Raw genomic sequence first — 21,869 nt, 5'->3', positions numbered from 1 at the left:
CCCCATGGCGTATTCAACAACCAATCATTGCCTTAGGGCAATTTTAGTCAATTAATCCAGTGTACGTTTGATTTCCACTGTTTCGAATACTTCGATTTGGTCACCTGCGCGAACGTCATTGTAGTTCTTAACGCCGATACCACACTCGTAGCCATTCTTAACTTCAGCAACGTCGTCTTTAAAGCGACGTAGTGACTCAAGCTCACCTTCGTAGATTACTACGTTATCACGTAGAACGCGGATAGGAGCATTACGCTTGATCACACCTTCAGTTACCATACAGCCAGCGATTGCGCCCAGTTTCGGAGACTTAAATACGTCACGAACTTCAGCAAGACCAATGATCTCTTGCTTGAATTCTGGAGCAAGCATACCGCCCATCGCTTGTTTAACTTCGTCGATTAGCTGGTAAATGATTGAGTAGTAACGTAGATCAACACTTGCAGCTTCAATTGCACGGCGAGCAGAAGCATCAGCACGTACGTTAAAGCCAAGGATGATTGCGTTTGAAGCTTCCGCTAGTACTGCGTCAGTTTCAGTGATACCACCAACACCAGAACCTACGATGTTAACTTTAACTTCGTCAGTCGATAGTTTCAGTAGTGAATCAGCGATTGCTTCCACAGAACCTTGTACGTCAGCTTTCAGTACTACGTTCAGTTCAGCAACTTCACCAGCAGCCATGTTCGCGAACATGTTCTCTAGTTTAGATTTCTGCTGACGAGCAAGTTTCACTTCACGGAACTTACCAGCACGGTAGTTAGCAACTTCACGCGCTTTACGCTCATCACGTACTACAGTCGCTTCGTCACCTGATGAAGGTACACCTGAAAGACCTAGGATCTCTACAGGGATTGAAGGACCAGCTTCGTTGATTTCTTTACCTAGCTCATCGCGCATTGCACGTACACGGCCGTATTCTTGACCACATAGTACGATGTCACCCTTGCGTAGTGTACCTGATTGAACAAGTACTGTTGCAACAGGACCACGACCTTTGTCTAGACGAGATTCAACAACAACACCAGATGCCATACCTTCAGCAACAGCAGTAAGTTCTAGAACTTCTGATTGAAGAAGGATTGCTTCTAGAAGACCGTCGATGTTTGTACCCTGTTTCGCAGAGATGTGAACGAACATGTTCTCACCGCCCCACTCCTCAGGAATAACGTCGTATTGAGCAAGCTCGTTCTTAACGTTATCTGGGTTCGCGTCTTCTTTATCGATCTTGTTCACAGCAACGATCAGCGGTACGCCCGCCGCTTTCGCGTGTTGAATCGCTTCTACAGTTTGTGGCATTACACCATCGTCTGCAGCAACAACTAGAACAACGATATCTGTCGCTTGAGCACCACGAGCACGCATTGCAGTAAACGCTGCGTGTCCAGGAGTATCAAGGAACGTGATCATGCCGTTCTCAGTTTCAACGTGGTATGCACCGATGTGCTGTGTGATACCGCCAGCTTCGCCAGAAGCAACGTGTGTACGACGAATGTAGTCAAGTGTTGACGTTTTACCGTGGTCAACGTGACCCATGATAGTCACAACTGGTGCACGTGGCACAGCTTCTGAATCGCTATCACGATCGCTTAGTACAGCTTCTTCAAGTTCGTTTTCTTTGCGAAGAATTACCTTGTGACCCATTTCTTCTGCAACAAGCTGTGCAGTTTCTTGGTCGATCACTTGGTTGATAGTCGCCATAGCGCCCATCTTCATCATCACTTTGATAACTTCAGTTGCTTTAACAGACATCTTGTTTGCAAGCTCAGACAGAACGATCGTTTCACCGATCACAACGTCAGCTTTTGCTACCGCTGCTGTCTTATCGAAAGCTTGTTGCATTGAAGATGGCTTAGCCAACTTACCTTTTTGACGACCGCCTTTGCCACCACGTGCATTGCGACCGCCGCGCTCTTGATCGTCAGTCTTAGAAGACATTTTCTTCTGTTTACGACGACGACTCGCGCCTTCTACTTTACGATCTGCTTCATCTTCGGCTTCACGTGCGTAACGTGAAGTCGTTACATGGTAATCTGTATTTTCCATATCACCCTTTTTCTCTTCTGCAGCAGACCAACGCTCTTGATTCTTTTCAGCCATTTCGCGAGCTTCTTCAAGCTTGCGCTGACTATCCTCTTCAGCCTTACGCTTGGCTTCTTCTTCCTGACGACGCTTAAGCTCGTCGGCCTCTTTTCGCGCTGCTTCTTGCTTAATTTTGTCTTCAGCACCACGTTCGGCATTCGCTTTCTCTGCTTCTGCTTTACGTTGTGCTTCCGCTTCTCGCTTAGCCTTTTCTTCAGCTTCGCGTTTAGCTTTCTCTTCAGCTTCACGCTTAGCTGCTTCTTCAGCTTCGCGTTTAGCCGCTTCTTCTGCCTCACGCTTAGCTGCTTCTTCAGCTTCGCGTTTAGCTTGATCTTCAATTGCACTGCGCTTCACGTAGGTACGTTTCTTGCGCACTTCAACTTGAACATCTTTACTCTTGCCGCCACCAGCGTTGACACTCAGTGTGCTACGAGTCTTACGTTGTAATGTAAGGCGTGTAGGCGCTGAGTCACCCGACGTATCGCCGTGTTCTTTTTTTAGATGGCTGAGAAGCTGCTGCTTCTCGCCCTCTGAAATCGCATCGCTGCTAGACTTCGAAATACCAGCGTCAGCAAGTTGTTCAATTAAGCGGTCAACTGGCGTACCAATCTCTTCACTCAGAGTTTTTACTGTTAGTTGTGTCATTCCGCTTCCTCCTTGCTGAATTATTATTCTTCGTCTCCGAACCAACAAATGTTACGTGCAGCCATGATAAGTTCACCAGCACGCTCTTCTGTTAATCCTTCGATTCCTTCGAGATCATCGATACCTTGGTCTGCTAGGTCTTCAAGTGTTGCAACACCTTTAGCAGCCAGTTTGAATGCCATTTCACGTTCTAGACCTTCTAGACCCAATAGGTCTTCAGCAGGCTCTAGACCTTCAAAAGATTCTTCTTGAGCTAGAGCTAGAGTAGTCAGTGCTTCTTTCGCACGGTTACGTAGCTCTTCGATCAATTCTTCATTTAGACCGTCAACTTCTAGTAGTTCTGCTACTGGTACGTAAGCCACTTCTTCTAGAGTAGAGAAACCTTCTTCAACAAGTAGTTGAGCAAAGTCTTCTTCGATATCTAGGTACTTCATGAAGTTTTCGATAGAAGCTTGAGATTCTTCAGCGTGTTTCTTCTGCAGATCAGCCACTGTCATTACGTTTAGTTCCCAACCAGTTAGTTGAGATGCTAGACGAACGTTTTGACCGTTACGACCGATTGCTTGTGCTAGATTATCAGCTTCAACAGCGATGTCCATTGCGTGTGCATCTTCATCAACAATGATTGAAGCTACATCAGCAGGCGCCATTGCGTTGATTACGAATTGCGCTGGGTTATCATCCCAAAGCACGATATCAATACGCTCACCGCCAAGTTCGCCAGATACAGCTTGTACACGTGCACCACGCATACCCACACACGCGCCCACTGGGTCGATGCGTTTGTCGTTAGTTTTCACTGCGATTTTCGCACGAGAACCTGGATCGCGAGCAGCACCTTTAAGTTCGATGATCTCTTCTGCGATTTCTGGCACTTCTACGCGGAACAGTTCTTGAAGCATTTCTGGCTTAGAACGTGTAACGAACAGTTGGAAACCACGTGCTTCTGGAGCAACTTTGTATAGAAGACCACGTACACGGTCGCCTGGACGGAAGTTTTCGCGAGGAAGTTGATCATCACGTAGGATAACCGCTTCAGCGTTGTTGCCTAGGTCTAGTACGATTGTTTCACGGTTAACTTTCTTAACTACGCCAGTAACTAGCTCGCCTTCGTTGTCAATGAATTGCTCAACGATCTGTGCGCGCTCAGCTTCACGTACTTTTTGTACGATAACTTGTTTCGCAGTTTGAGTGGTAATACGGTCAAACGTTACTGATTCAATCTGGTCTTCAACGTAGTCGCCTAGTTGAATGGTTTCGTCATCGTATTGTGCTGCTTCTAGTGAGATCTCTTTCGTTGGGAACTCAACTTCTTCAACCACTAACCAACGACGGAAAGTTTCGAATTCGCCAGTTTTACGGTCGATTGCTACGCGCACATCGATTTCGATTTCACGCTTTTTCTTAGTAGAAGTAGCTAGAGCGATTTCTAGTGCTTCGAAAATACGCTCGCGAGGTACCGCTTTCTCGTTCGATACTGCCTCTGCTACCGCTAAAATTTCTTTACTCATTTTATATAGCCTCTAAGCTTTCAAATTTTTAGGGACCTAAAATTTAGGGATCAGGTTAGCTTTGGAAATGTTGCTTAACGCAAACTGCTCTTCGTTACCTTCGACAGTAACAGAGACGGTTTCGCCATCAATAGAGTGGATAACACCTTTCCACTTACGACGGTTACCTACAGCCATCTTCAAAACGATGCTCACTTCATGACCAATAAATTGCTCATAGTGGGCAGCTTTAAATAGTGGTCTTTCTAGACCCGGTGAAGAAACCTCAAGGTTATAAGCCACTGAAATAGGATCTTCTACATCGAGTACAGCGCTTACTTGATGGCTAACTTCTGCACAAGCGTCAACATTGATACCATTTTCATGGTCAATGTAGATACGTAGTGTTGAGTGCTCACCTGCACGAATAAATTCTAATCCAACTAACTCGTAGCCGATCGCCTCTACTGGCGCTTCAAGCATTTCGGTAAGTTGTCTTTCTAAACCAGTCATTTGAACCACTCCAGAAACAAAAAAAGGGCATAGAGCCCAATTTAAATTCCAAGCAAGATCTAAATTTCCTGTTACAGAAATTTAGATAATAAAAAACCCCGATAAGCCGGGGTTTTTTATTGCTGGACCCTGATGTGTTAAACATTAGCTGTTTAACTCGCAAAACGAAAGCAAAGCGTTCTGCGCAAACTTGACCTAATCCAGAGGATTGGTTGCGGGGGCCGGATTTGAACCGACGACCTTCGGGTTATGAGCCCGACGAGCTACCAAGCTGCTCCACCCCGCGTCCGACTTGATGAGCATTATACGCTCAATCAAAGGTTTTACAAGTTTGTAAATCAATGGTGCCGAGAGAGGGACTCGAACCCTCACACCTAAGGCACTAGCACCTCATGCTAGCGTGTCTACCAATTTCACCATCTCGGCAGCGTAATCGCTTATTGCGGGATTTCCTCGCCTACAGGGGCTGGAACATCGCTCGCTACATCATCAGCAGTTTGTTCGATAACTTGACCTTGAGTCGGGTCAACCCACTGAGATTCAGTTTTATGAGTTGACATGTTACCTAGCACTAGGCTGATGACAAAAAATACTGTTGCAAAAATTGCAGTCATTCGGGTTAGGAAGTTACCTGAGCCGCTTGCGCCAAACACTGTGTTTGATGCGCCTGCACCGAATGAGGCTCCCATATCTGCGCCTTTACCTTGTTGAATCAACACGAGGCCGATTACACCAACCGCTGCCAACAGGTAAATCACAAGTAGAACTGAAAACATGTTGTCCACCTATGTTCCAAATTGTTAGGCCAGCGCCGCTCTAGTAATCTTCCAGAACAAGGCTAGCGACCTCCTTAATGAAGGCGGAGCAATACTAGCGAAACCGACCGACACTGACAAGAGAAAATTGACAAAAAAGCGCAACTTGAGAATCAAACGGTTAAAAAAAGGGCAATATCGAAATATTCCTTCGCAAAACCAACAAGGAGGCTACTGCCTCCTTGTTTAGAACAGATACGTTTTCTGTTAGAAACTCGCTTTCACTGCGTCAGCAATTTTAAGCGCTGATGCTTGAACCAGTTCTGCATCTTCACCTTCTACCATCACGCGAATCAAAGGCTCAGTGCCTGATTTACGCAATAGTACGCGACCTTTATCGCCCAGCGTTGCTTCTACTTCAGTAACCGAATCTTTTACTGCTTGCGCTTCCAATGGATTTGAATCACCACTAAAACGTACATTTTCTAGTACTTGTGGGTAAAGTGTCATACCTTGTGAAAGTTCGTGTAGTGAAAGTTCACTGCCCACGACAGACGCAAGGACTTGCAGCGCAGCAACAATCGCATCACCAGTGGTCACTTTATCAAGCAAGATCACATGACCAGAGTTTTCTGCACCAATCTTCCAGCCTTTTTCTAGCAGTTTTTCCATTACGTAGCGGTCACCTACCGCCGCACGTAAGAAAGGAATGCCCAGTTGCTTAAGACCATTTTCCATACCTAGGTTAGTCATCAAGGTACCAACCACACCGCCTTTTAGCTCACCACGACGCAGTGCATCACGCGCAATGATGTAAGCAATTTGGTCGCCATCCACTTTGTTGCCTAAGTGGTCAACCATGATGATGCGGTCACCGTCGCCATCAAACGCTAAACCTAGATGAGCTTGCTCTTCAACTACACGTTTTTGTAGTGCACGCACATCTGTCGCGCCTACTTCGTCGTTGATGTTAAGACCGTTTGGCTCAACACCCATTGCGATGACTTCCGCGCCTAACTCAGAGAATACAGATGGTGCAATGTGGTAAGTCGCGCCGTGAGCACAGTCCACAACGATCTTAAGGCCAGCAAGGCTTAACTCTGAAGGGAAAGTACTTTTACAAAACTCAATATAACGACCTGCTGCATCATTTAGACGAGTCGCTTTACCTAACAGTGCAGACTCAACGCATTCGATATCTTTGTCTAATTCCGCTTCAATCGCTAATTCAACCTCATCTGGTAGCTTAGTACCCTCTGATGAGAAGAATTTAATACCGTTATCATAATAAGGGTTGTGCGATGCTGAAATCACAATCCCCGCCTCTGCGCGGAATGTTTGCGTTAAGTAAGCCACTGCCGGTGTTGGCATTGGACCGGTAAAAGTTGCTTTAAGACCCGCTGCTGCAAGACCCGCTTCCAACGCTGATTCAAGCATGTAACCAGAAATACGAGTATCTTTACCGATGATTACTTTTTTAGTGCCTTGCTTTGCCAATACGCGACCAGCAGCCCAGCCAAGCTTAAGTACGAAATCAGGAGTAATAGGGTACTGTCCAACTTTGCCACGAACTCCGTCGGTACCAAAATAACGTCTTTTGTCAGACATGAGGTTTCCTTTATTTTTAATTATTGATTGTCTAAAGTGGCGGTAACCACTTTGACCGCATCAAGCGTTTGCTCAAAATCATGAACGCGAATGATTTGCGCCCCTTTCATGGCGGCTATGGTAGCGCAACTGACACTGGCTGCAACACATTCCGCAGGGGTTTTATCCAACAACTTGAATAACATGGATTTTCGCGACATTCCGGCCAATATCGGCAAGCCGAATTGGTGGAACGCTTCAAGATTCGCCAACATATGGTAGTTATGCTCGAGCGTTTTGCCAAAACCAAACCCGGGATCAAGGATCAATTTATCACTTTTGATACCCACCGCCTCACACGCAGCCACTCGCTCATGTAAAAATGCCGCCACTTCTTGGATTAAATCCTCATAATGTGGATTGGTTTGCATGGTTCTTGGTTGACCTTGCATATGCATTAGACAAATCGGCACACCAGCGTGTGCAGCCACCTCTAGAGCCCCTGGCTCTTGCAATGCACGCACATCATTAATCAGGTCCGCGCCGGCTTCTATCGCTTGACGCATCACTTCCGCCTTACTGGTATCGATAGAGATCCAAACGTCATGCTTCGCTCGAATCGCTTTGATGACCGGGATCACCCGCGCAAGTTCTTCTTCTAAACTCACATCTGGCGCACCAGGTCGAGTCGACTCACCGCCAATATCGATAATCGATACGCCTGCGGCGATCATTTTTTCAGCTTGCTGTAATGCATTTTCTAGCGAGTTAAATTTGCCCCCATCCGAAAAAGAGTCTGGGGTGACATTAAGAATGGCCATCACTTGCGGCGTAGAAAGATCGAGAGTTTTGTTGTTGGCTGTAATGTTCATGGTTTACTTGGATACAAATACAAAAACCCCGAGTTGCCTCGGGGTTTATTTTTAAGTGTTTAATTATTCAGAGTCTTTTTTCTCTGTCGCTTCAGCAGAAGTGCTCTCTTGAGAAGTTGGTTGCTCCGCAGCTTGTTCTGGCTGCTGAGGTTTCTCTTGAGCTTCTTCTTTAACCTCTGGTTTCGCTTGAGGTTTGTCATCAGACTTATTGCTTAAGCTATCCGCCCAACCCGCAGGTTCACGAACATCAGCTTTACGCTCCATCAAGTCATCAATCTGACCTGCGTCGATGGTTTCGTATTTCACTAGCGCATCTTTCATCGCGTGCATGATATCCATGTTTTCTTCTAGGATTTTCTTAGCACGGTCATAGTTGCGGTCGATAATCTTACGAACTTCGTCATCGATTAGTTTCGCTGTATCGTCAGAAACATGTTTAGTCTGAGTTACGCTACGACCTAGGAACACTTCACCTTCATCTTCTGCATAAAGTAGTGGACCAAGTTTTTCAGAGAAGCCCCATTGAGTCACCATCTTACGTGCAATATCCGTTGCACGTTCGATATCGTTTGATGCACCTGTTGAAACTTTATCTTTACCGTAGATAAGTTCTTCAGCTAGACGACCACCGTACAGACTCGAAATCATCGATTCTAGATGCTGACGAGACATACTTACGCGGTCTTGCTCTGGCAAGTACATCGTCACACCCAACGCACGACCACGTGGAATGATAGACACTTTGTACACAGGATCGTGTTCAGGTACTAGGCGACCAACAATCGCGTGACCCGCTTCGTGGTATGCAGTCGACTCTTTGGTCTCTTCTGAAAGCACCATAGAACGACGCTCTGCACCCATCATGATCTTGTCTTTTGCCAGTTCAAACTCAACCATAGAAACGTTACGTTTGTTACCGCGCGCAGCAAATAGCGCTGCTTCGTTTACTAGGTTAGCTAGGTCTGCACCAGAGAAGCCTGGTGTACCACGTGCAATAAGAGAAGGCTCTACATCGCCCGCTAGTGGTACTTTACGCATGTGAACTTTAAGGATCTGCTCACGACCACGAACATCTGGTAGACCAACCACAACTTGACGGTCAAAACGACCAGGACGAAGTAGTGCAGGGTCAAGTACGTCTGGACGGTTAGTTGCTGCGATAACGATAATACCTTCGTTACCTTCGAAACCATCCATCTCAACCAGCATTTGGTTTAGTGTTTGTTCACGTTCGTCGTGACCGCCACCAACACCAGCGCCACGCTGACGACCTACCGCATCGATTTCATCGATAAAGATGATACAAGGTGCTGCTTTCTTCGCTTGTTCGAACATGTCACGCACACGAGATGCACCAACACCGACGAACATTTCAACGAAATCAGAACCAGAGATAGTAAAGAACGGTACTTTCGCTTCACCTGCAATTGCTTTTGCAAGTAGCGTTTTACCCGTACCAGGAGGACCGACCATCAATACACCCGTTGGAATCTTACCGCCCAATTTTTGGAAACGGCTTGGATCACGTAGGTAGTCCACCAACTCTTTAACGTCTTCTTTTGCTTCATCACAGCCTGCAACGTCCGCAAAAGTAGTTTTAATTTGCTCCTCGCTCATCATACGAGCTTTGCTCTTACCGAACGACATTGCGCCTTTACCGCCGCCGCCTTGCATTTGACGCATGAAGAAAATCCATACACCAATCAGTAAGATCATTGGGAACCAAGAGATGAAAATTGTACCTAGTAGGCTTTGCTCTTCTGGAGGTGTGCCTTGTACTTTCACATTTTGATTAATTAGATCATCAAGAAGTTTCTGGTCGTAAACTGGCATGTAGGTAACATATTTAGCACCGCCGCCACGACGAACGAAAGAGATCTCGCCGTCTTTAAAAGTTGCTTCCTGAATCTGGCCTTGGCCAACTTCCTGTACGAATGTAGTGTAATCAACCGCTCTGCCGTTGTTTTCACTTGGCCCAAAGCTCTGGAAAACCGACATCAACACTACGGCGATAACAAGCCACAGAATTAAATTTTTTGCCATGTCACTCAAGGTGTCAGCCTCGCGATAACTAATTGTAATTAAAGGTAGGGTACTACAGTTCTTAGACTGTAGCTATAGTGTTAACGACCGCTTAGATAAGCAAATAGTTAACCTTTGTAACCAGTGGCTACGATAAACACTTCACGAGAGCGAGCTCTCGAAGAGTCTGGTTTACGAACCTTAACGGTTCTGAACATATCACGAACTTCTTTCACGTATTGATCAAATCCTTCTCCCTGAAAGACTTTTACGACAAAACTACCATTTGTGGCTAGAACTTGTCGACACATATCCAACGCTAGTTCAACTAAATACATAGCGCGAGGTTGGTCTACTGAGTTATTACCCGCAATATTTGGTGCCATGTCTGACATTACTACGTCAACCATCGCTGGTTGGATTCTTTCTAGAAGCGCTTCTAGTACTGCATCATCTCGGAAGTCACCTTGAAGAAAGCTCACGCCAGCAATTGGATCCATTGGAAGTAGGTCACACGCAATAATCTGACCTTCTTCTCCTACTATTTTAGCAGCATATTGAGACCAACCACCTGGAGCTGCGCCTAAATCAACGACCGTCATCCCAGATTTCAACAATTTATCTTTTTCTTGAATCTCTTCGATCTTGAAATAAGCACGAGAACGATAGCCTTTTTTACGCGCTTCGTTAGCGTATTTATCATCGAAGTGTTCTTTCAACCAACGGCCAGAACTTGCCGAATGTTTTTGTTTACTCATTTTACTCTCAACAAGGCACAAATATGGAGCTATTGTTGTAATAGGCCGAGCCTATTGCTCAATAAATTATAGTCTTTGCCATTAGATGGCGTTAAAATAGCTTTTTTCAACCCTTATTCTATAGAAAATTGGCCGCGTAATGAACCTAAGCACCAAACAAAAGCAGCACCTAAAAGGCCTAGCGCACAGCTTAAAACCTGTTGTGCTTCTGGGCGCAAACGGACTAACGGAAGCTGTTCTAGCGGAAATTGAAATCGCACTGGATCACCACGAACTGATCAAAATTAAAATCGCATCTGAAGATCGCGAAACTAAAGTTTTGATCGTGGACGCAATCGTTCGTGAAACAGGCGCAGAAAAAGTACAAGTGATCGGTAAAACACTTATCCTTTTCCGTCAAACTGAAGAGCGCAAAATCGAACTACCACGTAAGTAATAGTCTGATTTACTCGCAATAAAAAAGGTCGCTTAGGCGACCTTTTTGCGTTTAGTGCTTTGACTAATTAGATGTACTCAACGCGGTCGATTTCGAAATCGCGTTCGCCGCCTGGCGTAGAGATAATCACTTCGTCGCCTTCCATCTTACCGATTAGACCACGTGCGATTGGTGAGCTTACCGAGATACGACCGCTCTTAATGTCTGCCTCGTCATCACCCACGATTTGGTAAGTTTTTTCTTCTTCTGTATCGCAGTCGATTAGCGTTACAGTTGAACCGAAGATGATCTTACCCGTGTTTTCCATCTTAGTTACATCGATAACTTGCGCGACAGATAGCTTGTATTCGATATCACGAATTTGTGCTTCACAGATGCCCTGCTCTTCACGAGCGGCATGGTATTCAGCGTTTTCTTTAAGGTCACCCAGCTCACGAGCTTCAGCGATTGCTTCAGAAATTTGTGGACGAAGCTTTAATAGTCTTTCAAGTTCTAGGCGTAGCTGCTGCTCGCCTTTTACTGTCATTGGAACCTTTTCCATCATATACCTCTAAGCCAAAGCATGCTTTGGACAAAATAAAACTACCCAGTTCCAAGGAACTAGGTAGTCAGGACTCTCATCAATTTATTGTAGTGTAAACAAACTTGCTTGCTAAATCATCTTAATTCCATTTGTCACGCTGCTGTTCTTACTTTCCGTCACATTTCCACTCGATTTAGATGTAAATTTTAGCCTTTTGTTAACTCAAAAAAGGCTAAAAAAAAAAAAAAAAAAAACGCCGATTATTTAAACAAAAGAGAAATCCAGATAAAGCCTTTTAAAACAAAGAATTAAAACCGAAAACCAATAAATAAAACAGTGTTCACAATCCAAATTTATATCGTTTTACTAACTCACTCGGGAACTTTGGCGGTACAACTTGACTCACGAAATGCCACGGCATCAAGCCATTGATTTATAGAATGTCAAACGTATGCGTGGCAACGAGCAGTGAAATTGAAGCTTAATGGACAATGCAGCTTCGTTTCGAAATAACACGATTTATGGACAATAAATTAGGATTTAAACGATGAACAAAACTCTGATTGCCCTAGCAGTAGCGGCTACTGCAATTGCTACTGGTGCTAACGCTGGTGAAATCTACAACCAAGACGGCACTAGCCTAGAAATGGGTGGTCGTGCAGAAGCACGTCTATCTCTACAAGACGGCAAAGCTGAAGACAAATCTCGCGTACGTCTAAACTTCCTAGGCAAAACTCAAATCACTGATGGTCTATACGGTGTTGGTTTCTACGAAGGTGAATTCACAACAGCAGACAATGGCGGCGCAACTGACAGCGACAGCAGCGACATCACTAACCGTTACGTGTACGCTGGTCTAGGTGGCGCGTTTGGTGAAGTGACTTATGGTAAAAACGATGGTGCGCTAGGCGTTATCACTGACTTTACTGATATCATGGCTTACCACGGTAACTCAGCAGCAATGAAGATCAACGTTGCTGACCGCGCAGACAACATGGTTTCATACAAAGGTCAATTTGCTGACCTAGGCGTAAAAGCAAGCTACCGTTTTGCTGACCGCACTGAGCTAAACGCAGCAGGTAACATTGCGGCTCCAGGTGAAGATGTAGCATCTTACGGCGACAACGACGCTGACGGTTACTCACTATCTGCAATCTACGCGCTAGGTGAAACAGGCGTTAAACTAGGTGCTGGTTACGCAAGCCAATACTCTGGTGCAGATGAGCAAAACGAATACATGCTAGCAGCGTCTTACGCTATCAACGACCTATACTTCGCAACCACTTTCACTGACGGTCAAGTACAAGAGAAAGATGGCGATTACCGCGGTTACGAATTCGCAGCAGCTTACACACTAGGTCAAACAGTGTTTACATCGACTTACAACAATGCAGAAACTAACGATGAAACTTCTGCTGACAACATTGCAATCGATGCATCTTACTACTTCAAACCTAACTTCCGTGGTTACGTATCATACAACTTCAACCTAATCAGCGAAGGTGACAAGTTCGGTACTGCGGGTGACTCAACTGCAAAAGCAACTAAAGCTCAAGCTGAAGACGAACTAGCTCTAGGTCTACGTTACGACTTCTAATAGCTGACTTTCAGTCACAAACATTAAACGCCTGCTCGCTAGCAGGCGTTTTTTTTATATACTCAAAGCACCAATCGTCAAACTGGCTCAATATTTCTATTATGTTTTTACCGCGTTCACTTCTACTTGCCGGAATGGCAAGTATGCTTTCTTTCAGTACTCACGCTTATGCGCCTCTCGACTATCTGCCGCAAGGCAGTCGTGTCGCTATCGCTATCGAGCCATTATCAGGCGATACACCCTATCTCACTACTTCAAATCGTGACCAATTTTTTCCACCCGCTAGCACACTAAAAGTTGTCACGGCTTTAGCAACTAAGCTGGAGTTGGGCGATGAGTTTCAATTTAAAACCACGCTAGAAAGCAATGGACACGATCTAACCGTACGCTTTAGTGGTGATCCCACCCTAACCCGCGAAGACTTAAAACAAATGCTCAGCGAAGCTAAACAGCAAGGGATTACACATATTCGCGGCGATATTTGGTTGGATAACAGTGCGTTTACTGGCTACGAGCGTGCGATAGGTTGGCCATGGGATATTATTGGCGTGTGTTATAGCGCCCCATCCTCTGCCATTTCTCTTGACGAAAACTGTGTCAATGCATCCATTTACACCAATAAAGATGGCTCAACGCGAGTTTACGCTCCTGAGCATTTTCCTATCTATGTCAGCACCACAGCCAAAAGCGTCAGCAAACAACAGTTTGAACAGAGCCGTTGTGATTTAGAACTTCAGGTATCACCAGATAACCACTATCAGTTACAAGGCTGTTTAGTTGAACGTAGCAAACCACTGCCACTTAAGTTTGCAGTGCAAAATCCTGCACTTTACACCCAACGCACACTCAACAGCCTATTGAATCAAGTCGGTATTAAGCTGGAGGGCAATGTTCGCGTCGGTCAACCATCCGGCAACAACTTCAAACCCGTCACTGCGCATTATTCGCCGAAGCTACCTGAGTTACTTGAGGTAATGCTACGCAAATCCGATAACTTAATTGCTGACAATCTAACCAAAGCACTAGGCGCGAAATATTTTGCTCAAGCAGGCAGCTACAACAACGGTACTGAAGCGATAAAACAGGTTATTTTACAAAAAACCGGCATCAACCTTGAGCGCAACAAGATCACCGATGGCTCAGGACTGTCACGCAATAACCGCTTTACCAGTGAAGATATGGCAGCGGTTCTGCGCTATATCTGGAAAAATGACCCGCAGTTAGATTTAGTAAAACTGCTACCAACCTCTGGCGAAAATGGCACATTAAAATATCGCTCAAGTATGCGTAATGCGCCGATTAAGGGGCAATTGGTGGCCAAAAGTGGTTCTGTTTATGGCAGTTATAACATGGCGGGATTTGGTCTAGATAAATCAGGTAAACCTAGCACGCTATTTATTCAATTTGTCGCAGATTATCTACCAAATGAACAAGGCGATGATAAACCTACCATCGCCCCTATCACCCAGTTTGAACAAATGTTCTATCAAGATGTGCTGAAATACAGTCAGTTTAGCCCTAAAAAGTAATTCACTACGCTGAAGTAGATCCACATCCCAGAGATATCAACGATCGATGCCAACACTGGACTCACAAGCACCGCTGGGTCCAGTTTGCACACTCGAGCCAAGATCGGTAAAACCCCACCTAAAGTCGTCGATAGTGTCACTTGCACAAACAGCGCGACAGCAATGGCTAGCGCGACGGTTTGTAACTCGAAACCACCAGCACTACCCGGCTCACTAAACAGCATCACCCGAGCAACAATCACCGCCGAAATCGCGACCGCGAGGCAAATCGCCACTCGACTCTCTTTCCACAGCACTGACAACCATTGTCGCTTACGCAGCTCACCAGTCGCGAGTGCACGTATCACCAAGGTCGCAGCTTGTGTACCGGTATTACCACCTGCGGCGGCAATCACTGGCATATAGACCGCTAATAGCACAAGTTGACTTAACGTATCTTCATACTGGGCAATAATCAGACCCGATAAGATCCCCATCAAGGCTAAACCAATGATCCAGCCAATACGCTGCTTTACATGCTCAAGCACTGGCGTTGCTAGATAACTTTGACTTGGCATTACCTCTGAGTAAATCAATCCCAATTGGTGAGCATAATGACGCGCTAGCTTATCTTGACCATTCAGTTCTAGTTGCGAAATCAATTGCTGAACATAACCCAAAGAGCAGTGCTGCAAGATGGCAACCGCCTCTTCAAGGGGCATAACCGTTAACAGATGAACTTGCTGAGTTTGTTCGTATTTTAAAAAGGCATTCCGTGCCGCGCCAATCTCCTCAACTGAGAAGTTTGGTGAGTTTTCCATATAGATGTTATTCATTACCGTCATGGGCGAATCTCCCGATTAGCTTAAGGTAACGACCATCAAATATATCTATTTGAAGCAATGTTTTAGGTTTAATGCCAATAAGTTATGGCTGCAAAAATGCGTACAACACAGCCCTCGCAGCATGGCGATAGATATATTGGAATCTAGAAAAGAGAGGAGAAAAATCAAAGAGGGATCAAAAAGAAGCTCTACCCGATGGGTAGAAACGTGGAAACGCCAATACCGAAGCGGGTTATTTTTCTCCCCTCATACTAGGGGGATGGTCGGTATTGTTCATAAAAGTCTCCGAAATCGTTGCGCTATTCGCAACGGGCGCATGATAACAAAAGTATGCTGAAATAACAGGCATAATTGCAGCTAAATGGCATAAAAAAAGCGCCGATAACGGCGCTCTATCTATAGCAGTTCAACTATCATTATTTGATAGTGATACGCGCAAATTTACGTTTGCCAACTTGGAATACGTAAGTGCCTGCTGCTGGAGCAAATTTAGCATCAGCAACCTTTTCACCATCCATCTTCGCCGCGCCTTGCTTAACCATACGCATTGCGTCAGAAGTCGAAGCACATAGACCCGCTTCTTTCAGTAGGTTCGCTACTGGCGTTTCTGCTGCAAACTCAAACTCTGGCATATCATCAGGGATCTGATTTTTCGCAAAACGGTTGATGAACTCTTGCTCAGCCGCATCTGCATCCGCTTCAGTGTGGAAACGTGCGATAATCTCTTTCGCAAGTAGGATCTTGATGTCACGAGGGTTCTTACCTTCTGCAACGTCTGCTTTGAACTGCTCAATCTCACCTAGTGGGCGGAATGATAGTAGCTCATAGTAGCTCCACATTAGGTCGTCAGAGATTGACATGATCTTACCAAACATTTCGCTTGGCGCTTCGCTGATACCAATGTAGTTGTTCGCTGACTTAGACATCTTCTTCTCACCGTCTAGACCAACGAGAAGAGGCATCATTAATACAGCTTGTGGTTTTTGACCGTTTGCTTTTTGCAGTTCGCGACCCATTAGTAGGTTGAACTTCTGGTCAGTACCACCTAGTTCTACGTCAGTTTCCATTGCAACTGAGTCATAACCTTGAAGCAGCGGATACATAAACTCATGAATTGCAATTGGCTGACCGCCTGCATAACGCTTTTTAAAGTCGTCGCGCTCTAGCATACGCGCCACAGTTTGGTTTGATGCTAGACGGATCATACCCTCAGCGCCTAGTTCAGATAGCCACTCAGAGTTAAATGAAATGGTTGTTTTAGCCGGATCTAGGATCTTGAAAACCTGTTCTTTATAGGTTTCAGCATTTTGCAATACTTGCTCACGGCTTAGCGGTGGGCGCGTGGTGTTTTTACCAGACGGGTCACCAACCATTGCAGTAAAGTCACCAATAAGGAAAGTAACTTCGTGTCCAAGTTCTTGGAACGTGCGCAGTTTGTTAAAAATCACTGTGTGACCTAGGTGGATATCAGGTGCTGTTGGATCGGCACCTAGCTTAATACGTAGAGGTCGACCCTCTTTAAGCTTTGCAACCAGTTCATCTTCAGGGATCAGTTCTTCTACACCGCGCTTAATCTCGGCCAGTGCTGCTTCAATACTCGCCATTCTTGTTCACTCCCACAGATTTGGCAAAAATTTGATAATTTTACATCTTACTTGAATAGCGATGCTTTTTGAAACCAGTTAGACTAGTCAGCTAGCTTTTTTTGTCGAATTTTTAATACGGACATACGATGTTGTCGCTTTTTGCTCGATTACCAAGGATTCATCGAGCGTTGATTATCCTATTTATCGTTCTTATCGGTTGTGCTTTGGCGCTACCCGAGCCCCAATCTTTGCGTGAAGAAAAAAGTCTTTACCAAGTGGGTAAAATCTATCCGCTAGACATTGACCCAGCCAATCTTACTAGTGAACAAAACACCTCCCCGCTTGCGCAGCTGCGCTGGAAAAAGTTCAGTGTCGGCTCCGGTGAAAGCGCTGCAGTTGTATTTGAACGTGCCGGTCTATCTTCTCGACTCCTTTATAACCTGACCAATTCAGGCAAGGAGATCAAAGATCAGTTAACCAAACTGCGTCCTGGCGATGTGCTGCAATTTGGTTTCGATGTGAATGATGAGTTGGTGCAAATTAAGCGCCCAATGAACGCCTACGAAGCCTATGTGATCACCAAACAAAATAACGGGTATCAAGGTAGTATCGAATCCAAGGAAGTGAACTACCAATACAACTATGCTGAAGCCTCAATTAGCTCTAACTTCTGGAATGCTGCAATTACTGCCGGATTGAATGCTAACCAGATTATGGAACTTGCTGGTATCTTTGGCTGGGATATCGACTTTGCCCTCGATATTCGCAGTGGTGACAGTTTTAAAATTCTTTATCAAGAGAAAATCGTTGAAGGTGAAGTGGTCGATCGCGGGCAAATTATCGCGGCTGTATTTACCAACCAAGGCGATACGTTTAAAGCGATTTTAGATGACGCGACTGGCAACTACTACGACGAAAATGGTCGTGCAATGAAAAAAGCCTTCTTACGCTCACCGTTAGATTTTCGCCGTGTAACCTCCAACTTCAACCCAACTCGACGCCACCCTGTTACTGGCAAAGTACGCGCCCACCGTGGTACCGATTACGCCGCACCGGTTGGCACACCAATTTGGGCGGCGGGTGATGGTATCGTACAGAAATCGAGTTACAACCAGTTCAATGGTAACTATGTCTTTATTAAACATAGCAATACCTACATTACGAAGTACCTGCACCTACAACGTCGCATGGTAAAAACTGGTCAACGGGTAAAACAGGGACAAACCATTGGTACCCTAGGTGGTACCGGTCGAGTTACGGGTCCTCACCTACACTATGAGTTTTTGGTAAACGGGGTACATAAAAATGCCCGTACAGTGAAGCTACCGCAATCCAAATCTTTAACGGGTAAAGCGAAACAAACCTTTATGGCAAACGCAAATATACGCCTAGAGAAGTTAGAACGTTACCGTGAGCTTTTGGCCTACAACTGATCTAAAGCTGTTTTAACCCGACTAAAAATAAAAAAGCGCTGAAATATCAGCGCTTTTTGTTTGCATCAATGACCCGTCCTAAATAAGGTTAATTCTCTTCTACCATGATCGGTTTATCATCTTCTTGCGGCAATTTACTGCGCCCCAGCATCAACAAACACGGGGTAAGAACTAATGTTAGTACCGTAGCAAAGGCCAAGCCACCCGATACCGCAGTCGCAAGTTGTGACCACCACTGCGTGCTTGGCGCTCCAAATTCAATCTTCTGGTTAATCAGATCGATATTCATCTCTAACACCATCGGCAGTAGCCCCAGAATGGTAGTAACCGTAGTCAGCAATACCGGTCTTAGACGCTGGACACCCGTGCGCAAAATCGCTTCACGCTTATCCAAACCGCGGCGCAACAACTGATTGTAGGTATCAATCAATACGATGTTGTTGTTTACCACGATGCCCGCTAGCGCAATCACCCCAATCCCTGACATCACAACGCCAAATGGTCGTTGGAATATAAGCAGACCGGCAAAGACACCAACCGTTGAGAACAATACCGCACTTAGAATCAAGAAGGCTTGGTAGAAGCTATTGAACTGAGTGATCAGAATCAGTGCCATTACGATCAAAGCCACTAAAAACGCGGTTTGTAGGAACGCAGAAGAGTTTTCCTGCTCTTCATTTTGCCCACGCAGCTTAAACTCAACACCATCAGCAAAGTTTATCTCGCTCAACGCTTGCTCTATTTTCGGTAATTCAAGCGCTAGGTTGTAACCTTCTTTGATATCCGCTTTGATACTAATGATACGGTGCCCATCGACGCGATGAATGGTGTCTTGTTTATGATCAGGCACAATCGAGGCAAAGTTAGTGATCGGCACCATACCTACCGCTGTCTTAATGCGCAGTTCGTCAAACTTGCCAATATCGCGCTTATCTTCTGGGTAACGCACCAGAATATCCACCTGTTCATTAGAATCATCAGGAAGATAGTCACCAATGGTTAAACCATTCGTCACAAACTGCACTGTGTTCCCTACTAAGGTCGCATCAGCGGCAAAGCGAGAGGCATCATCACGTCGAATATCAATTTGCCAGTCGATACCTTCTTTACTTGAATTATCGCTTATGTTGGTCAGCGCCGCGTAGTTATCCGCCCACTCACGAACTTGCTTAGCCGCCGTGTCCAGATCGTTCAGATTCAGCGCTGACATCTCAATCACCAGATCGTTTTCTACCGGAGGCCCCGCATCTGGGAACTTGTATTCAATTTCCACTCCGGCATATTGATCGGTCTGCTGCTTGAGTTCTTCAATAATGTCTTTCACTTTACCGCGATATTGCCAATCAACTGGCGTTATCTGGATCTGACCAATTTCATCATCACCACCGGTACGTGTGTACACACTCTCAAAATCTTCATGCCCGAGCATCATCTGCTCGATATCGCGCATGATGTCATCTTTCTCATAGATGGACAGATCACCATACGAACGAACCTTGACAGTAAAGAAAGGAGGGTCCACTTCAGGGAAAAACTCAGCACCAAGCCCAGCTTTGTTGTAAGCCGCACCGACACCAAACGCCATGACAATGGCTAGCAGCAATATTTTGATTGGGTGCCCTAGTGCGATATCGAGCGTGTGATAATAAAGCTTGGTGATCCCAGTCGCTTGAGAGAAATCGCCCTCATGCAATGCGACCATTTTCTCTCGACTCGCTTGGGTAACGTGTTGCGGTTTACCAAACAAGCCACCCAGAACAGGCACGAACAGTAATGCCATGATCAAAGAAGCAAACAGCGTTGCAATCAAAGTGAGCGGCAAATACTTCATAAATTCGCCAGTCACATCTGGCCAGAACAGCAATGGTGCAAAAGCTGCTAACGTCGTGGCAGTAGAGGCTGTAATCGGCCATGCCATTCGTTTCGCCGCATCACGATAGGCTTGCTTTCTCGGCGTCCCCTCTTGCATGCGCCTATCTGCAAATTCGGTAACCACGATCGCCCCGTCCACCAGCATGCCAACTGCCATAATGAAGGAGAACAAAACAATAATGTTTATCGTAATCCCAAAGACGGACAAGGCGAGAAGACCGGCGAGAAACGATCCTGGGATAGAGATACCGACTAACATTGCGGTACGCATACCCAAAATAGCAATGATGACAATCACCACCAAAATGATGGCTGATAAGATATTATTTTGCAGATCCGTCAGCATCATTTTGACGTCATCAGACTGATCCCACGTGTACTTCACCAATAAGTTATCCGGCCATTGAGGGCTTTTTTGCGCCTCAGTAAGTACCGCTTTTACCAGTTCAACAGTCTCAATAATGTTCTCACCAGCGCGCTTACTCACATCGAGTACTACCGCAGATTCCCCATCTAAACGCGCAAAGCTCTCAGGATCTCGAAAGGCTCGACGTACCGTCGCCACATCGGCAAAGGTAATCACTTGCTTACCATCAACTTTAATCGGTAGCTCTAGTACATCAGCAAGAGAATCAAATACAGATGGCACTTTGACAGAAAAGCGTCCGTAACCAGTATCAACAAAGCCGGCAGCAACCACACGGTTGTTTTGCGCCACTAAATTGTAGATATCTGCTTGGTCTAAGCCATAACTCTCCATCAACAGAGGATCAACAATGATTTCGACAATGTCTTCGCGATCACCGGCAATGTCGACTTCTAATACTTGGCGGTAACTTTCCAGCTTATCTTGTAGGCGACGAGCAATCTGCACGATGGTGCGTTCAGGTACTGTGCCATACAACACTAATGACAGTACCGGCTCCTCTGAAGCAAGGGTCACTTCGTTAACCGTCGGCTCATCGCTATCATCAGGAAGCTTAGGTTTGGCGAGATCAACCGCTTCACGAACATCAGCCATCGCCTTGTTAAGGTCCACGCCGACAGAAAACTCCATCATTACTGAGGCATGACCTTCTGAGGCGGTTGAGGTCATCTCTTTCACCCCTTCAATTGAACGCAACTCCTGCTCGATTGGGCGAACCAACAAACGTTCAGCATCCACTGGGGATATGCCTTGGTGACCTACCGAGACATAGATGATCGGAATTGTAATATCAGGACTCGATTCTTTTGGTATTGTGATATAGGTGATGACACCAGCAATCAAAATAAACACCAAAAGCACTATCATAGTGCGCGTACGTGAGAGCGCAGCGTCGATTATGCTAAACATGCGGTCTCC

The 21,869-nt window shown here is 45.6% G+C and carries 16 protein-coding genes and 2 tRNA genes; 4 read left to right on the top strand and 14 right to left on the bottom strand.

The features are described from left to right. Window positions 1-51: 51 nt before the first annotated feature. The 10 genes from infB to rlmE form a co-directional block, all read right to left on the bottom strand. The gene (gene infB, locus GZN30_RS00995) at window positions 52-2,727 is read right to left on the bottom strand and encodes a translation initiation factor IF-2 (RefSeq protein WP_075649320.1); all 2,676 of its coding nucleotides are present in this window, start codon (window positions 2,725-2,727) and stop codon (window positions 52-54) included. 23 nt (window positions 2,728-2,750) lie between these two features. Then, on the bottom strand, window positions 2,751-4,238 hold the full coding sequence (gene nusA, locus GZN30_RS00990) for a transcription termination factor NusA (protein ID WP_075649321.1): 1,488 nt from the start codon (window positions 4,236-4,238) through the stop codon (window positions 2,751-2,753). Between the two features lie 36 nt (window positions 4,239-4,274). Continuing rightward, the gene (gene rimP, locus GZN30_RS00985; RefSeq protein ID WP_075649322.1) at window positions 4,275-4,730 is read right to left on the bottom strand and encodes a ribosome maturation factor RimP; all 456 of its coding nucleotides are present in this window, start codon (window positions 4,728-4,730) and stop codon (window positions 4,275-4,277) included. A 209-nt stretch (window positions 4,731-4,939) separates the two neighbouring features. Continuing rightward, window positions 4,940-5,016: transfer RNA gene (locus GZN30_RS00980), tRNA-Met, on the bottom strand. A gap of 56 nt (window positions 5,017-5,072) precedes the next feature. Then, window positions 5,073-5,156: transfer RNA gene (locus GZN30_RS00975), tRNA-Leu, on the bottom strand. Window positions 5,157-5,167: 11 nt separating this feature from the next. After that, window positions 5,168-5,506 carry a preprotein translocase subunit SecG gene (secG, locus tag GZN30_RS00970; RefSeq protein ID WP_075649439.1) on the bottom strand — a complete coding sequence of 113 codons (339 nt, stop codon included), beginning with the start codon at window positions 5,504-5,506 and terminating at the stop codon, window positions 5,168-5,170. 246 nt (window positions 5,507-5,752) lie between these two features. Continuing rightward, window positions 5,753-7,093, bottom strand: coding sequence for a phosphoglucosamine mutase (gene glmM / locus GZN30_RS00960; RefSeq protein WP_075649323.1), 1,341 nt, complete (start codon window positions 7,091-7,093; stop codon window positions 5,753-5,755). 20 nt (window positions 7,094-7,113) lie between these two features. Beyond that, entirely contained in the window at window positions 7,114-7,944 is an 831-nt protein-coding gene (folP, locus tag GZN30_RS00955) for a dihydropteroate synthase (protein ID WP_075649324.1), read from the bottom strand. Between the two features lie 63 nt (window positions 7,945-8,007). Beyond that, window positions 8,008-9,987, bottom strand: coding sequence for an ATP-dependent zinc metalloprotease FtsH (ftsH, locus tag GZN30_RS00950; RefSeq protein WP_075649325.1), 1,980 nt, complete (start codon window positions 9,985-9,987; stop codon window positions 8,008-8,010). A gap of 107 nt (window positions 9,988-10,094) precedes the next feature. Further along, window positions 10,095-10,724 carry a 23S rRNA (uridine(2552)-2'-O)-methyltransferase RlmE gene (gene rlmE, locus GZN30_RS00945; RefSeq protein WP_075649326.1) on the bottom strand — a complete coding sequence of 210 codons (630 nt, stop codon included), beginning with the start codon at window positions 10,722-10,724 and terminating at the stop codon, window positions 10,095-10,097. A 139-nt stretch (window positions 10,725-10,863) separates the two neighbouring features. Here rlmE and yhbY point away from each other — a divergent pair, with 139 nt between their 5' ends. Continuing rightward, window positions 10,864-11,160, top strand: a complete 297-nt coding sequence (gene yhbY / locus GZN30_RS00940; protein WP_075649327.1) for a ribosome assembly RNA-binding protein YhbY — start codon at window positions 10,864-10,866, stop codon at window positions 11,158-11,160. A 67-nt stretch (window positions 11,161-11,227) separates the two neighbouring features. On the opposite strand, the gene greA is transcribed toward yhbY, so the two are convergent. Continuing rightward, window positions 11,228-11,701, bottom strand: coding sequence for a transcription elongation factor GreA (gene greA, locus GZN30_RS00935; RefSeq protein WP_075649328.1), 474 nt, complete (start codon window positions 11,699-11,701; stop codon window positions 11,228-11,230). A 529-nt stretch (window positions 11,702-12,230) separates the two neighbouring features. Between greA and GZN30_RS00930 the strand changes: the two genes are divergently transcribed. Together GZN30_RS00930 and dacB are read left to right on the top strand one after the other, a co-directional pair. Next, on the top strand, window positions 12,231-13,280 hold the full coding sequence (locus GZN30_RS00930; RefSeq protein ID WP_075649329.1) for a porin: 1,050 nt from the start codon (window positions 12,231-12,233) through the stop codon (window positions 13,278-13,280). Window positions 13,281-13,381: 101 nt separating this feature from the next. Further along, window positions 13,382-14,809 carry a serine-type D-Ala-D-Ala carboxypeptidase gene (gene dacB, locus GZN30_RS00925; RefSeq protein ID WP_075649330.1) on the top strand — a complete coding sequence of 476 codons (1,428 nt, stop codon included), beginning with the start codon at window positions 13,382-13,384 and terminating at the stop codon, window positions 14,807-14,809. Here dacB and GZN30_RS00920 read toward each other — a convergent pair. Together GZN30_RS00920 and tyrS are read right to left on the bottom strand one after the other, a co-directional pair. After that, window positions 14,788-15,633 (bottom strand): magnesium transporter, encoded by an 846-nt coding sequence (locus GZN30_RS00920; RefSeq protein ID WP_075649331.1) that lies wholly within the window; start codon window positions 15,631-15,633, stop codon window positions 14,788-14,790. The genes dacB and GZN30_RS00920 overlap by 22 nt on opposite strands. Before the next feature lie 416 nt (window positions 15,634-16,049). Beyond that, window positions 16,050-17,237, bottom strand: a complete 1,188-nt coding sequence (tyrS, locus tag GZN30_RS00915; RefSeq protein WP_075649332.1) for a tyrosine--tRNA ligase — start codon at window positions 17,235-17,237, stop codon at window positions 16,050-16,052. A gap of 128 nt (window positions 17,238-17,365) precedes the next feature. Here tyrS and GZN30_RS00910 point away from each other — a divergent pair, with 128 nt between their 5' ends. Beyond that, window positions 17,366-18,652, top strand: coding sequence for a peptidoglycan DD-metalloendopeptidase family protein (locus GZN30_RS00910; protein ID WP_075649333.1), 1,287 nt, complete (start codon window positions 17,366-17,368; stop codon window positions 18,650-18,652). Between the two features lie 88 nt (window positions 18,653-18,740). Here the strand turns inward: GZN30_RS00910 and GZN30_RS00905 are convergent, their stop codons facing one another. Beyond that, window positions 18,741-21,860 (bottom strand): efflux RND transporter permease subunit, encoded by a 3,120-nt coding sequence (locus tag GZN30_RS00905; RefSeq protein ID WP_075649334.1) that lies wholly within the window; start codon window positions 21,858-21,860, stop codon window positions 18,741-18,743. Between the last annotated feature and the right edge of the window lie 9 nt (window positions 21,861-21,869).

Source organism: Vibrio ponticus, from assembly GCF_009938225.1.
Taxonomy (GTDB): Bacteria; Pseudomonadota; Gammaproteobacteria; order Enterobacterales; family Vibrionaceae; genus Vibrio; species Vibrio ponticus.
Note: the sequence above shows the minus strand (reverse complement) of the source record. Positions and strands in the feature narration are given on the sequence as shown.

What these genes read in the sequence shown, in the direction of transcription:
- GZN30_RS00930 (WP_075649329.1), top strand. Translation starts at nt 12,231, where the DNA reads ATGAACAAAACTCTGATTGCCCTAGCAGTAGCGGCTACTGCAATTGCT.
- secG (WP_075649439.1), bottom strand. Translation starts at nt 5,506, where the DNA reads ATGTTTTCAGTTCTACTTGTGATTTACCTGTTGGCAGCGGTTGGTGTA.
- infB (WP_075649320.1), bottom strand. Translation starts at nt 2,727, where the DNA reads ATGACACAACTAACAGTAAAAACTCTGAGTGAAGAGATTGGTACGCCA.
- yhbY (WP_075649327.1), top strand. Translation starts at nt 10,864, where the DNA reads ATGAACCTAAGCACCAAACAAAAGCAGCACCTAAAAGGCCTAGCGCAC.
- dacB (WP_075649330.1), top strand. Translation starts at nt 13,382, where the DNA reads ATGTTTTTACCGCGTTCACTTCTACTTGCCGGAATGGCAAGTATGCTT.
- nusA (WP_075649321.1), bottom strand. Translation starts at nt 4,238, where the DNA reads ATGAGTAAAGAAATTTTAGCGGTAGCAGAGGCAGTATCGAACGAGAAA.
- glmM (WP_075649323.1), bottom strand. Translation starts at nt 7,093, where the DNA reads ATGTCTGACAAAAGACGTTATTTTGGTACCGACGGAGTTCGTGGCAAA.
- rimP (WP_075649322.1), bottom strand. Translation starts at nt 4,730, where the DNA reads ATGACTGGTTTAGAAAGACAACTTACCGAAATGCTTGAAGCGCCAGTA.
- ftsH (WP_075649325.1), bottom strand. Translation starts at nt 9,987, where the DNA reads ATGGCAAAAAATTTAATTCTGTGGCTTGTTATCGCCGTAGTGTTGATG.
- GZN30_RS00910 (WP_075649333.1), top strand. Translation starts at nt 17,366, where the DNA reads ATGTTGTCGCTTTTTGCTCGATTACCAAGGATTCATCGAGCGTTGATT.
- folP (WP_075649324.1), bottom strand. Translation starts at nt 7,944, where the DNA reads ATGAACATTACAGCCAACAACAAAACTCTCGATCTTTCTACGCCGCAA.
- tyrS (WP_075649332.1), bottom strand. Translation starts at nt 17,237, where the DNA reads ATGGCGAGTATTGAAGCAGCACTGGCCGAGATTAAGCGCGGTGTAGAA.
- rlmE (WP_075649326.1), bottom strand. Translation starts at nt 10,724, where the DNA reads ATGAGTAAACAAAAACATTCGGCAAGTTCTGGCCGTTGGTTGAAAGAA.
- GZN30_RS00905 (WP_075649334.1), bottom strand. Translation starts at nt 21,860, where the DNA reads ATGTTTAGCATAATCGACGCTGCGCTCTCACGTACGCGCACTATGATA.
- greA (WP_075649328.1), bottom strand. Translation starts at nt 11,701, where the DNA reads ATGGAAAAGGTTCCAATGACAGTAAAAGGCGAGCAGCAGCTACGCCTA.
- GZN30_RS00920 (WP_075649331.1), bottom strand. Translation starts at nt 15,633, where the DNA reads ATGACGGTAATGAATAACATCTATATGGAAAACTCACCAAACTTCTCA.